The sequence below is a fragment of the Komagataeibacter ossonobensis genome (genome assembly GCF_057359305.1).
The window spans coordinates 1-13,819 of sequence record NZ_JBXAYQ010000021.1; the positions used below are offsets into that span (position 1 = coordinate 1).

9 protein-coding genes and 2 pseudogenes are annotated in these 13,819 nt (G+C 57.3%); 9 read left to right on the top strand and 2 right to left on the bottom strand.

Annotated elements, in window-relative coordinates:
* Positions 1–199: 199 nt before the first annotated feature.
* The 9 genes and pseudogenes from AC1RQ9_RS11945 (at position 200) to hutC (ending at position 11,022) form a co-directional block, all read left to right on the top strand.
* Positions 200–415: a hypothetical protein gene (locus AC1RQ9_RS11945; RefSeq protein WP_485987163.1), complete on the top strand. Its 216-nt coding sequence runs from the start codon at positions 200–202 to the stop codon at positions 413–415.
* Positions 381–584 (top strand): annotated as a pseudogene (locus tag AC1RQ9_RS11950) (integrase core domain-containing protein); the annotation flags it as partial. The gene AC1RQ9_RS11945 and the pseudogene AC1RQ9_RS11950, both read left to right, overlap by 35 nt.
* Before the next feature lie 745 nt (positions 585–1,329).
* Complete coding sequence (locus AC1RQ9_RS11955; RefSeq protein ID WP_485987160.1) at positions 1,330–3,657, top strand: TonB-dependent receptor; 2,328 nt, start codon at positions 1,330–1,332, stop codon at positions 3,655–3,657.
* Between the two features lie 53 nt (positions 3,658–3,710).
* Positions 3,711–5,735 (top strand): phosphocholine-specific phospholipase C, encoded by a 2,025-nt coding sequence (locus tag AC1RQ9_RS11960; RefSeq protein WP_485987112.1) that lies wholly within the window; start codon positions 3,711–3,713, stop codon positions 5,733–5,735.
* Between the two features lie 146 nt (positions 5,736–5,881).
* Positions 5,882–6,753, top strand: a pseudogene (locus AC1RQ9_RS11965) (IS3 family transposase); the annotation flags it as partial.
* Positions 6,754–7,119: 366 nt separating this feature from the next.
* Entirely contained in the window at positions 7,120–8,274 is a 1,155-nt protein-coding gene (gene hisC, locus AC1RQ9_RS11970; protein WP_485987113.1) for a histidinol-phosphate transaminase, read from the top strand.
* Complete coding sequence (locus AC1RQ9_RS11975; protein WP_485987114.1) at positions 8,261–9,658, top strand: FAD-binding oxidoreductase; 1,398 nt, start codon at positions 8,261–8,263, stop codon at positions 9,656–9,658. The genes hisC and AC1RQ9_RS11975 overlap by 14 nt, the downstream gene beginning before the upstream one ends.
* Positions 9,655–10,212: a HutD/Ves family protein gene (locus AC1RQ9_RS11980; protein WP_485987115.1), complete on the top strand. Its 558-nt coding sequence runs from the start codon at positions 9,655–9,657 to the stop codon at positions 10,210–10,212. Before AC1RQ9_RS11975 ends, AC1RQ9_RS11980 begins: the two co-directional genes overlap by 4 nt.
* Positions 10,213–10,296: 84 nt before the next feature.
* On the top strand, positions 10,297–11,022 hold the full coding sequence (gene hutC / locus AC1RQ9_RS11985) for a histidine utilization repressor (protein ID WP_485987116.1): 726 nt from the start codon (positions 10,297–10,299) through the stop codon (positions 11,020–11,022).
* A 9-nt stretch (positions 11,023–11,031) separates the two neighbouring features.
* Here the strand turns inward: hutC and AC1RQ9_RS11990 are convergent, their stop codons facing one another.
* The gene (locus AC1RQ9_RS11990; protein ID WP_485987117.1) at positions 11,032–12,174 is read right to left on the bottom strand and encodes an alpha-hydroxy acid oxidase; all 1,143 of its coding nucleotides are present in this window, start codon (positions 12,172–12,174) and stop codon (positions 11,032–11,034) included.
* Positions 12,175–12,271: 97 nt separating this feature from the next.
* On the bottom strand, positions 12,272–13,819 hold the full coding sequence (gene hutH, locus AC1RQ9_RS11995) for a histidine ammonia-lyase (RefSeq protein WP_485987119.1): 1,548 nt from the start codon (positions 13,817–13,819) through the stop codon (positions 12,272–12,274).

Consider the following 13,819-nt stretch of genomic DNA (forward strand, 5'->3'; position numbering starts at 1 on the left):
CTTACTTTCCCAAAAACCATGGTAGGGTCCGGTATACGACCACCGAGCATCGGGCAGGATCATCTTCATCAATCAGAATGGCTTGCACTGACGTGACGCACCGTGAAAGTCATCGCGAGTGGTTGCGAGGGGTAATCCCCCCATAAAAAGAGTGACTTTTGAATGAGAATTTTCTCAGCGTAAGGATGAGGAGATTCTGATGAAAAGCGATCGCTTTACTGACGCCCAGATCATGGGTGTGATCCGCCAGGCTGAGGGCGGCGTCTCGGCTCCTGACCTGTGCCGGGAACTGGCCGCACAGGCTGTGTGTGGCGCATCATGGGGTCAGCATTGCGCTGGCCTGTCGGGTGGTTCGCTGTCTGGAACAGGTTATGGATACGCAACCGGGCAATCCGCCGCAGAACGCCTATTTTGAACGCTACAACAGAACTGTCCGGCAGGAATGACTGGAGCAGTATCTGTTTGAAGGCATTCAGGATTTACAGGAGGTCGCGACACAATGGCTCTGGACATATAACCATGGCAGACCCAACATGGAAAACTGCGGCTTAGCCCCCACCCAGAAACTAAAAACAGCTGCCTGAATTCTCATTCAACGCCCCCACTAAAAATGGGAGGATTACCCTCTCTCCGACATGTCTTGTTTCAGGCCGGACTGGCGGCGGCATGCCATGCGCAGATGATATCGGCAGTAGCGTCACTGCGGATATGGTCTGCATGTGCCGTCATTACGATAACATCCACCCCTGTGTCATAAAAACAACAGTATATTCCCGCATCTTATATCAATATCTGAAAACAAGACCAATCTCGTCAATTCGTATCCACATCGTTCCAATATTTTCTTTATATATTATTGAGTTATCAAAACAGACCTCACATCCATCTGATATCGCATTCTGAATTCATCATACGTGGACAGTCTATGTTCATCATGAAACACCTGCTTTCAGAAACATAACATCCCCATATGCAAACGTATTATATAAATAATTAAATTGTATAATAGAACGAAATCATTATTATTTTTTACATAATACATGTATAATTTCAAATATTATCAATAATTATTTTTATAAAATAGAATAAAAAAATTAACAGGCTACGTAAAAATAACTTCACAAGCACTAAGTTATTTTTACAAATGCAGAATATGAAGATTTAATAATACTGAAATCATAGTTTCATAAAAACATCACGAGACACCATGAAACCCCAAACATAGGGTGTGCCGCGTCATTCAACCACCATCAATCGGGGCCTTGTCATGAGGGATCACGCTGCATGAAAAAGAACACGTTTCTTCTCCTCACAACATGCATGAGTTCTTTGTTCTTCCATAACGCCCATGCAGCCGATGCGGCACAGAATCAGCCCGCAACCAAGCAGACGGACCATCGTGGCAAAATCTCCGCTGGCAAGATTACGACAAACGCCAGCGCGGATTCCGTAACCGCCACCAAGGCAGAATCGATCATTGTCATGGGCGCTGGCGCCGCGCGTGAAACACAGTCGCTGTCCCACCTTGCGCTGCAGGAAGTAGCCCCTGGCACCAGCCCGCTTAAGACCCTGTCCAAGCTGCCGGGGGTCATGTTCACCTCATCCGATCCGCTGGGATCGTATGAATGGTCACAGCAGATCATCATCCGAGGGTTTGACCAGAGCCGCCTTGGCTTTACCATGGATGGCATCCCGCTGGGCAACCTTGCTTACGGTAATGATAACGGCCTTTCAATCGGTCGTGCATTGCAGACGGAAAACAATGGTCCGGCCACACTGGCACAGGGCGCTGGCGCGGTCGGGGTTGCTGCGTCAAATGACCTTGGTGGCGCACTGGAATTCACATCTATTGACCCGACCAAGAAATTTGGTGTCGATGTAGCGGGTACCGTGGGATCATACGGCACATGGCGCACATTCGCCCGTATCAATTCCGGCACCCTGCCCGGTGGCGGCCGACTTTATGTATCCTATGATTATCAGGACGCCAACAAATGGAAAGGCGATGGCATCCAGCAGCAGCAGCAGGCCAACGCCAAGTTCATCCAGCCACTGGGTGACAAGGTCAAGCTGACCCTGTTTGGTGATTACAGCCAGCGCGCGGAAAACGATTATCAGGACCTGTCCAACCATATGATCGCGACCAAAGGCTATAACGTTGATAACGTTACAGGCAATTACGGCCTGGCCAAACAGATCGCGTCCGCGTACCAGAACGGCACGTCCTTCCCCTCGGGCATCGCCGATCAGGACCAGTCCTACTACAATTCCGCCGGCCTGCGTCAGGACATTCTGGGATACGGTAAACTGGATTTCCACTTTACCGACCATCTGAAGGGTTTTGTCAGCGTTTATGGCCATACCAATACGGGCGAAGGTGTATGGGTCACGCCCTATACCGCGACCCCTGCATCCCTTGGCGGGTCCCCCCTTTCTACCCGCACGACGGAATATGACATTCATCGTGAAGGCGTGATCTCCAGTCTGTCATACAATATTGGCCACCATACGATCGAAGGTGGTTTCTGGTTTGAAAACAACGATTTCGAGCAGGCACGGCGTTTCTATCCGCTTGGCAGCAACCAGTATCCCGGCAGTTCCGTCCACTGGTTCGGCGGAAATGCGTTTGATACCCAGTGGCAGAGCGCGTTCAACACCAAAACCTACCAGTTCCATATTCAGGATACATGGCAGATTACACCGGCGCTGAAGCTGAATTATGGCTTCAAGTCGCTCGTGGTGGACAATGAAGCCCGGCAGTTGGACGGAAATTACATGGGCACGCCAACAGCAAACCCCTATGCGTCGGGTTCGATCACATCGGCCAACGGCTTCCTGCCCCAGATTGGGGCAAATTACCGTATCAACCACAACAACGAAATCTTTGCCGACTTCTCACGCAACATGGCGGCGTTTGACAACTCCACTACTGGCGCGACCAGCCCGTTTGCAACAACGACTGCCGGCTATAATGCGATCAAGAACAAGATCCATCCGGAGATGTCATACAGCGAGGAAATCGGCTACCGCTTCCACAACAAACGGATCCAGGCATCGATCACCGGGTATTACATTGAATTCGAGGATCGCCTTCTTTCGATTACGCAAGGCGCCGGCATTCAAGGCAACCCGTCGGTCCTGAGCAATGTGGGCGGCGTTACATCCCGCGGCATTGATACGGCATTCAATTACCGTTTTGCCGATAACTGGTCGCTTTATGCATCCTATTCGTACAATGACTCCGTTTATGATGATAACCTGACCTCGAACGGCATTACCTACAATACCCGGGGCAAGAGCGTGGTCGCCATGCCGCGCAACCTGGCCAATGTCCAGATCAGTTACGATGACGGCACGATCTGGGGTAATATCGGCATGCAGTACCAGGGGCGCCGGACCTATACCTATACCAATGACCAGTGGGTCAAGCCGAACGATATCTTCAATCTGAATGTGGGTTACCGCTTCCACAGCCATAACTGGGCGCTGCGCGGTCTTGATGCCCAGATTAACGTTACCAACCTGTTTGACAAACGCTATGTCGCCACAGTCGGCAGCAATGGCTTCAAGGTCAATGATCCCGGTGGAACCTTCCAGACCCTGCAGGCTGGCGCACCACGCATGGTGTTCTTCACCCTGCGCAAACACTTTTTCTGATATCACCACGCAGGCCTTCGCCCTTTACATCAGCCTATGGACGACCACACACCATGTCCGATATCGCCAATCGCCGTCAGTTCCTGAAATTCAGCGCAGCTGCCGCCATCGGGGCGGCACTGCCTGAAAACCTGAAACGGGCACTGGCGGTCGCCCCTAACAGGGTGACCGGCACGATACAGGATGTGGAGCATGTAGTTATCCTGATGCAGGAAAACCGGTCATTCGACCATTACTTCGGCTGCCTGCAGGGCGTGCGGGGATATGGTGACCCCCGCGCTGAAAAATTGCCTGATGGCAGCAGCGTCTTTGCACAACCGGATGGGAAGGGCGGCCATGTCATGCCCTTCCTGTTCAACACTGCACATACCTCCAGTGCCTGCCTAGCCAGCCTTGACCATAGCTGGAAGGACACACAGACGGCATGGAATGACTGGAATACATGGGTGCCACACAAGACGGCCATGACCATGGGCCATTTCACCCGTGCGGAAATCCCGTATTATTACGCGTTGGCCGATGCCTTTACGGTATGTGATGCCTATCATGCCTCCATTTTCGGGCCGACCAACCCCAACCGTCTGTTCTTCTTCACCGGCACGAACGGACTGGCGGTCGGCAATGACGGATTGCAGGCCATACAGAATGTCGATGACGGCAACTGGTCGGCGGACATGGCGCATGACCGGGCCGATTTTCAACCCTTCCGCTGGACCACCTATCCCGAAAAACTGCAGGCGGCGGGCGTATCGTGGCGCGTTTATCAGGAATATGACAATTTCGGCGATAACCCGCTGGCGTCCTTTGCACAATTCCGCAACCTTGATCCCCGGTCATGGGAATACCAGCGCGCCCGCATGATCGTGCTGGGATCAACTGCCACCAACATGCATGATGCCGAAGGCCGCTACCTTGTCGCCGCCTTTGAAGATGATGTCGCGCACGGCAGGCTGCCGCAGGTTTCGTGGATCGTGCCACCAGCCGCCCTGTCGGAACACCCTAACGCCCCGCCCGGTTACGGTGAACACCTGATTTCCCAGTTGATGGATGTCTTTGTGCGTCATCCCGATGTCTGGGCCAAAACGGTTTTTATCCTGAATTATGACGAAAATGATGGTTTCTTTGACCACGTCCCTCCGCCGGTCCCTGCACTTGACCTACGGCATGGCGGCAGTACGGTCGCGACCATGGGGGAATCCTATCGCACCGTCCCGGTAGGACTGGGGCCGCGCGTGCCTGCGATCGTGATTTCACCATGGAGCAAGGGCGGATGGGTCAATTCACAGGTATTCGACCACACGTCCGTCCTGCGCTTTCTTGAAACGCGCTTTGGTGTAGAGGCCCCCAACATCACCCCATGGCGACGGGCCGTATGCGGGGACATGACCTCCGTTTTCGACTTCGCGCAGACGGATCGCCGATGGACCGCGCACCTGCCGCGGACGGATACCTATCTGGCGGAAACACGTCAGTCATGCATGCTGCCCAAGCCGACCATTCCCGCCCGGCAGTCCCTGCCGCAGCAGGAACCCGGCCAACGCCCGGCCCGCGCCCTGCCCTACCGACTGCATGCAGACCTGATGGCGCCGGGACACCTCCATATTGCGAATGAAGGTAGCCAGGGGGCGGTACTGCGTATCCGTGATGGCAAGGTGACACGCCATTATACGCTGGGCGCCGGATCCGATATGACCCTACCAGTCACAACCCATGGCAGCCTGCCCGTGACCGTCCATGGACCCAACGGTTTTTTCCGCCAGTTTCTGGGCACAGGTTTGCCGGACGTAACCCTGCGTTACGACCCCGCCCGTGACGTGGCGGTACTGTCACTGCATAACCATGACCATGCGTCCCGCACGGTCCGGATTGAAGACGCCTATACCCATACCACGCACGAAACTGAACTGCCCCCCAATGTGACAACCGACACCATATGGCCGATCGCTGTATCCGACCATTGGTATGACCTGACCATTCAAGACCCGCATCACGCCCATCGCCTGATCCAACTGGCGGGACATATCGAGAATGGCAGGCCAAGCCGTACGGATCCCCATATGGGCCGGACCGGGGCATGACAGTCCTGACCCGCCGCTGGACTTGTGACAGTTCTGTGCCGGTTGACTGAGCGTTTCAAGCTTTCAACAAGAGAGGCATGAGAGCATGGCATTGAAGCAGACAGAAGAGTTCGCCGCGAGGCGGTCAGGATCGCGCTCAGCCGCGGTGCGAGCCAAAAGACGTGAGGTTCGCGTTTATTGGGACGCACCGTGACCGCTGGCCCATCGTGCGTCTGTGTCGGGTCCTGCAGGTCTCGACGCGTGGCTACCGGGCGTGGGTTTCCAGGCCCATGTGCGAGCGCCAGCGCACCGACCTGAAGGTTCTGGCGCATATCCGCGAGCATTTTGCTCTGAGTAACCGGACCTATGGCCGTCCGCGGATGACCATAGAGATCAAAGAAGCAGGCTTGCTGTTGGTGAGCGTCGTGTGGGGCGACTAATGAAAGCCAACGATATTCGTCCCGTGCGTACGCGTAGGCACAACGTCACGACCGATAGTCATCATACCCTTGGTTTTGCAGCCAATATTCTGGACCGCAACTTCATGACTGATGCCGCCAATCGGAAATAGGCAGGCGACATCAGTTATATCTGGACCAGCGAAGGCTGGCTTTACCTTGCTGTTGTCATTGACCTGTTCAGCCGCCGCGTTATCAGTTGGGCCACCAGTGATCGGATGAAAAAGGCCCTTGCTATCAGGGCGCTCGATATAGCGGTGCGTCTACGCAATCCACCACCAGGCTGTATTTTCCATTCTGATCGCGGCAGCCGATACTGCTCCCATGATTTCCAGAAAAAATTGATGGAATACAGGATGACACCGTCCATGTCCGGCAAGGGAAACTGCTACGACAACGCCGTGGTCGAGACCTTTTTCAAGAGCCTGAAGGCCGAAATGCTCTGGAGACAAAGTTGGCCAACACGGCGTCAGGCAATGGCCGCCATCTTTCAATACATCAACGGCTTCTATAATCCGCGACGGCGCCACTCCTGTCTCGGGAGTATCAGCCCACTCGCTTTCGAGGCCAAAGCTGCATAAAAGAGATCACATACCGGCACAAAACCGTCACAAGTCCAGCATCCTGCTGCGCGTTTCCAGGTCGATGTCGCAGCGCTGAACGCCACCTTCGCGGAAGTGCTTACCCCACCATCCGGAGCGGATGACGATGATGGGGAACTGGCGCATGACGACGATACCGACCCGGAAGACGACGTGGATGCCGGTGCATGGACAGGGTTCGCCATACCTGTCCATTGCGCATGGCCCATGCCCGTCCGGGTACAGTACCGCACATGTTATTGACCCGGTGAGCGGGATGGCAGATGCTCGTTGCATATTTACAACAACCGCTATGACCGCTATGTATATACAAGTAGATGCAATTTATTGAAAAAGGCTATCTCCATGGCAGCTTCTTCTTCCGTGCCTACCCGGTCAATATGCGTGCCCGCCCGTCCCGAAGTTGCCGCCCTGCCCGTCTATAACGCAGGCCTGTCGGAAGATGAGGTACGCCAGAAATATAATGCATCCCATATTTCAAAACTGGGTAGCAACGAAAACCCCTATGGCCCTTCTCCCGCCGCCCTGAAGCAGTGGGAGAATCTGACACGCCAGCTATTCCGCTACCCCGATGCAACCGCATCGACATTGCGCCATGCGCTGGCACAGGCAACGGGGACGCCAGCGGACCACATCATGCTGGGCAATGGATCGGAACAGATCATACGCCTGATCTGCGAGGCCTATCTTTCCCCTGGCGACCGGGTCGTGACCGTGCTGCCGTCCTTCGGGCTGCATGTGATATGGCCTGGAATGATGGGCGCACGGGTCGATGCGGTTCCCATTACCGCCGAAGGTCAGTTCGACCTGCCGGCGATGAAGCGGGCAGTTCAGGCTGCCCCTTTGAAGATCCTCATGTTTTCCAATCCCTCCAACCCGGTCGGCTGCATGATGAACGCAACCGACATGCTGGAACTGGTGGCATGCTGCCCGCAAGATACCCTGATTGTCATTGACGAGGCCTATTACGAATACGCCCTTGGCAGCCCGGATTATCCCGACGCCACGAAAATCCTGCCCCGGCAGGCACGGCCATGGCTGGTGCTGCGCACGTTTTCCAAGGCCTATGCCCTTGCCGGTCTGAGGATTGGCTACGCGCTGGCATCCGATACCAGCGTCATCGGCACCCTGAACAAGGTGCGTGATCCGTTCAACACCAACATGGCGGCACAGGACATGGCGTTGGCATGCCTGCACGACAGGACGCACATGCACGACAGCGTCGCAACAACCGTGGCGGAACGCGCACGCTTCATGAATGAACTGACGCGACAGGGTTATGCCCCCGTGCCGTCGCATACCAACTTCATATTCCTTGACGTCGGTCAGAACGCTTCCGCCCTTGCGGAACGTCTGCTGCGACATGGCGTCATCATCAAACCCTGGCGTGAAAAAGGATTCGAAACATGCCTGCGCGTCAGCGTTGGCCTGCCCGCGGATAATGACCGTTTTCTCCGTGCCCTTTCCATTGAAACGGGACAGACCGATGACAGCCATTGAGACCTTCATCGCACGCATCCAGCCCTTGGTGGGGAACAGGATTTCCACCAATGCGACGGTCCGGCAGCATCATGCGCATGGCGAAGGCTGGCAGTCCCCCGACCCGGCCGCACAGCCAGATGTGGTGGTGTTCGCCCGGACGACGGAAGAAGTCGCGGCCATCGTTTCTGTCTGTCATGACCTGTACCTGCCGGTCATTCCCTTTGGCGGGGGAACATCACTGGAAGGGCAGCTGACCGCGACGAAAGGCGGCGTCAGCCTTGACCTGTCGCAGATGAACGCCATTCCCGACATCCGTCCGCAGGATCTGAGCTGCCGGGTACAGGCCGGGGTGACGCGCCAGCAGTTAAATGACCTGCTGCGCAGCGACGGGCTGTTTTTTGCCGTGGACCCCGGTGGGGAAGCAACGCTGGGTGGCATGTGCGCCACCCGTGCGTCCGGCACGGGGGCCGTACGCTATGGCACGATGCGCGAGAACGTGCTGGGCCTGACCGCCGTAATGGCGGATGGCAAAATCATCCAGACGGGGGGCAATGTCCGCAAATCCGCGACCGGGTATGACCTGACCGGCCTGCTGATCGGATCGGAAGGCACGCTGGGCATCATTACGGAAATCCAGGCCCGCCTGCATCCGTTGCCTGAAACCATTCTGGGGGCGACCTGCCAGTTCAGCACACTGGCGGATGCCGTAGACACGGCCACCTCCATCATTCAGGCCGGCCTGCCCATCGGGCGGCTGGAACTGCTGGACGACGTGCAGATGGATGCCTGCATCAGATATTCATCACTGGAAGGATATCGTCCCCTGCCCACCCTGTTCTTTGAACTGCATGCATCCCCGGCATCGGTCACGGAACAGGCGGACCTGCTGCGCGAAATCACCGAATACCATAACGGGCTGTCATTCCGGGCATCCGCCAGCCCGGAGGAACGCACCCGGTTATGGAAAGCCCGTCATGACGCCTTCTGGGCCTGCATGGCCTACCGACAGGGGCACAAGGGCATGACTACCGACGCGGTCGTGCCGATTTCCGCCATGACCGACATGATTACACTGGCCAAGCAGGACATTGAGGAATCCGGTCTGGTCGCCCCCATTGTCGGCCATGTGGGGGACGGCAATTTCCATACCGTCATCCTGATCCCGCCAGAACCGGACGGATGGGCGCGCGCGCAGGCGCTTGATCACAAGATCATCCAGCGCGCCCTTGACCTTGGGGGTTCCATAAGCGGAGAACACGGCATTGGTATTGCCAAGCAGATGTTCATGCACAACCAGCACGGCAACGACACGATTATGGTCATGCACGCAATCAAGCGGGCGCTGGACCCGCGCAATATCCTTAATCCCGGCATGCTGCTGCCTGCGGCAGTCAGCCCGTGACATTGCGGATATCTTCCGTCCGGAGACTACCCGCCCGCCCATGGAAAAATGGGCAGGGCATAACCCGGCCCGTTACGGAATCTCCCGGCTGGCGGGTCAGTATCGCGACCATTGACCGGTCATGTTCCTTTTCCGCCTATCCCGGCATGCAGCGCCAGCAGGCGCTGCTGTCCGGCGCCGGGCTGGAACTGATCCTGCCCACACGCGAATGCATGCGGCTGGAACGTGCGGGTGCGGTCCTGTCGTTTTCCGGCATGCTTCCCCTTACGTGCCGGTTGGATGAAGGTGCAGTTTCCGTACTGAACATCATGTTTGCGCCTAACAGGTTCCCCGATGCCGCGATCCGGTCGGTAACGACAACGTTCTTTCCCAATGCAGAAGCGGATGCCGTTATTGTTCCCGTGCGCGGTTCGTGGCGCGCAACCTGCGCCAGTAATGCGGTCCACCATGTTACGACAGGCGAAATCATACATGGCAGGATACGGTATATTGCGCCCTTGCCCGGTCAGGACCAGCAATCCGCGTTGTGTTACGTTGCCTCATCATGTATGTAAGACTATGTTAAAATGACGCCTGATCATTTCTTTTCCATCCGGCACCCCGCAGGCTGCCATAGACCATGAATTGAGTGCTGTAATATGGCTACAGGTATTGCTGAAACTCAGGCAATCACTCGCTATGAACAGGTCAAGCAGTATATCACGACACGCATAAAGCGGGGAGAGTGGAAGGTGGGCCAGCGCCTGCCATCCGAAAGTGAACTGGTGGAAATTACCGGCGTATCGCGCATGACGGTACATCGCGCCCTGCGTGAACTGATGACGGAAGGAATGGTCACGCGCGCGCAGGGTGTCGGCACCTTCGTCGCCCGCCCTGCCCCACGCGCCGAACTGCTGCAGTTACATGATATTGCTGATGACATTATTGCCAGCGGCCATACCCACCGCTCCCGCGTCATCACGCTGGACACGGCGCGGGCCGATGTTGATCTGGCCATGTCGTTCGACCAGCGTCCGGGCAGCAAGCTATTTCATTCCGTAATCGTGCATTATGAGGACGATACGCCCCTGCAGGTGGAAGAGCGTTATGTTTCACCACACTTTGCGCCGGATTACCTGAATCAGGATTTTTCCATCGCGCATCCACACCGGCACCTGTACCATATTGCCGGACCGGATGAAATCGAACACGTGATTTTCGCCATCACCCCGTCGCAGGAACTCCAGCACCTGCTGGAACTGGAAACACCGGAAGCCTGTCTGCAACTGGTCCGCCGCACATGGGTGCAGGACAGGATCGTGATGAAAGGCATCTTCACCTACCCCGGCAGCCGGTACAGTCTGGGTGGCCGCCAGTATATGTAAGGGAAATTGTCAGGCCCGACGCAGAACCTGCTTCCGTTGGGCCACCAGTTCGGCCATATCGCGAACCCCGGCCAGTCCCATGACATCGCGCACTTCACCCGACAGGCCAGTTGTCAGGGCGTCCATGCCCTTCCGTCCGCCAGCCGCCAGCGCCCATGCCCACGGGCGGCCCAACGCCACCCCGGACGCACCCAGCGCCAGCGCGGTGACAATGTCGCCCCCCTGCCGCACGCCACTATCCAGCACGACCTCGCACCGATCCCCGACGGCTTCCACAATTTCCGGCAATACGGACAGTGTTGCGGGCGATGGGTCCATCTGCCGCCCACCGTGATTGGAGACAATCAGCGCATCTGCCCCGTTGTCCACGCACAGGCGGGCATCGGCCGCATCCATCACGCCCTTGACGATCAGCCTGCCACCCCATTCCTTACGGAGCCATGCCAGATCCTGCCATGTCAGGGAGGGGTCGATTTCAGCGGCAGCATTGCGCGCTTCCTCCAGCAGGTTCCGGCCCATGCCATAAGGGGCGAGATTGCCGATGCGGGCTTTTCCTGCCATCAGCATGCGCAGGCTCCATCCTGGCCTGCCAGCCATCGAAAGAAGCTGGGCAACCGAGGGACGCGTCATGCGCCGGAACCCGTTGCGGACATCACGCGCCCGCATGGGCGTAATGGCAGTATCCACCGTCAGGATAATGCCATCTATTCCGCATGCATGCGCACGACGCAGCATGTCACGCGTCAGGTCGCGATCCCTGAAGACATAGATCTGCGCCAGCAGGTCCACGCCCGGCACACGGGACAGTTTTTCCATGGAAGCTATGGAGAAAGTGGAAACGGCCAACGGAATACCTGCCCGCGCCGCAGCCTGCGCCGCCATGACGTCCCCACCGGCATGCATCATGCCTGCGAAACCGACCGGCCCCAGCATGAACGGTGCCCCACGGAACCTGCCCAGCCACGTGGACCCGATATCCACCTGCGATACATCGCGCAGGCAGCGCGGAATGATTTTCCACTCAAGAAAGGCCTGTCGGTTCGCGCGCACGGTGACTTCACCATGCGCGCCCCCGTTCACATAATCACGAAACAGGCGTGGCAGGCGACGGTTGGCCATCTGACACAGGTCATCAATGCCTGAAAATTCCATCGTCCGTCTTTCTCCACGTCCTTGTTACGTCATGACCTGAAATATCCCTAACCCATTACTTTACAATAATAAAGACCGGGAAAGGGATATGTCCGCCCTATCCGACCTGCGGCAGCGCCACATGCTGGCCAATGGTTGTGACCAGACTGCCATCCGCCAGCAGTTCCGCCGCCTTTTCGATGTCGGGCGTGAACAGGCGATCCTGTTCAAAGAACGGAACATGCGCGCGCAGGACCTGCGCTGCCGCGACCAGTGACTTCGACGAAGACAGGGGCGCCAGGAAATCCAGGCCCTGAACCGCCGCCAGATATTCCACCGCGAGGATAACACGGACATTATCGACAATATCTGTCACCCGGCGGGCAGCGAAGGTCGCCATGCTGACGTGATCTTCCTGATTGGCGGACGTTGGCAGGCTGTCCACACTGGCGGGATGGGCCAGCGTCTTGTTTTCCGACGCAAGGGCCGCAGCCGTGACCTGTGCAATCATGAAGCCTGAATTCAGGCCACTGTCATTGACCAGGAACGGCGGCAGGCCGCTCATCTGCGCATCGACCAGCAGGGCAAGGCGCCGTTCGGCAATGGCCCCGATTTCCGATACTGCAATCGCCATGAGGTCAGATGCGATCGCCACGGGTTCCGCATGGAAGTTGCCGCCGGAAATCATTTCATCCGTATCGGCGAAATGAATGGGGTTGTCAGAAACCGCATTCGCTTCCAGCAGCAGGATACCCGCCGCATGGCGCAGGCTGTCCAGACATGCGCCCATGACCTGCGGTTGGCAACGCAGGCAGTACGGGTCCTGCACGCGCTCGTCTTCCTCGACATGGGACGCGCGAATGGCGGATCCGTGCATAAGCGCCCGATAGACGCTGGCGCATTCGATCTGGCCACGCTGGCCACGCAGTTCATGCAGGCGTGGGTCGAATGGCGCATCTGTGCCGCGCGCGGCGTCAAGGGTCAGGCCGCCAGTCGCAAGGGCGCATTGCAGCAGGCGTTCGGCGTCAAACAGTGCCGCCAGCGCCAGCGCGGTGGAAACCTGCGTGCCGTTCAGCAGTGCCAGGCCTTCCTTCGGCCCCAGTTCCAGCGGTGACAGCCCGGCCAGGCGCATTGCTTCAGCCCCGGCATGCCTTTCGCCATTGATAAAGGCTTCGCCTTCCCCGATCATCACGGCACTCATATGCGCAAGCGGCGCCAGATCACCGGACGCACCAACCGATCCCTTGTACGGGATGACCGGCACGACACCACGTTCAAGCATGGTGACCAGCAGTTCGACCACTTCCGCCCGGACACCCGAAAAACCGCGGGCCAGGCCGTTTGCCTTCAGCAGCATGATCAGGCGCACGATACGCGCGGGCATTGGCTCCCCGATCCCTGCGGCGTGACTGAGCACGAGGTTGCGCTGCAGGTCACGCAGTTTGTCATCGGGGATACGTGTCTTGGCCAGTTTGCCAAAACCGGTATTGACGCCGTAAACCGGCTCGCCCCGTTCCACGATCCGGGTCACGGAAGCCGCGGCTTCATGCAGGTGCGCCACCACTCCCGCCGCCAGCGCGACATCCGACCCGTCAAGGTAGAACTGGCGCATCTGTGCCAGTGTCAGTTGACCGGGTTCCAGCACCAGCTTGTCTGTTGTTGTCAT

Bases quoted from the DNA above. Each gene is read 5' to 3' on its own strand.
- hisC (WP_485987113.1), top strand. From the start codon at position 7,120: ATGGCAGCTTCTTCTTCCGTGCCTACCCGGTCAATATGCGTGCCCGCC.
- AC1RQ9_RS11945 (WP_485987163.1), top strand. From the start codon at position 200: ATGAAAAGCGATCGCTTTACTGACGCCCAGATCATGGGTGTGATCCGC.
- hutH (WP_485987119.1), bottom strand. From the start codon at position 13,819: ATGACAACAACAGACAAGCTGGTGCTGGAACCCGGTCAACTGACACTG.
- AC1RQ9_RS11990 (WP_485987117.1), bottom strand. From the start codon at position 12,174: ATGGAATTTTCAGGCATTGATGACCTGTGTCAGATGGCCAACCGTCGC.
- AC1RQ9_RS11975 (WP_485987114.1), top strand. From the start codon at position 8,261: ATGACAGCCATTGAGACCTTCATCGCACGCATCCAGCCCTTGGTGGGG.
- AC1RQ9_RS11960 (WP_485987112.1), top strand. From the start codon at position 3,711: ATGTCCGATATCGCCAATCGCCGTCAGTTCCTGAAATTCAGCGCAGCT.
- hutC (WP_485987116.1), top strand. From the start codon at position 10,297: ATGGCTACAGGTATTGCTGAAACTCAGGCAATCACTCGCTATGAACAG.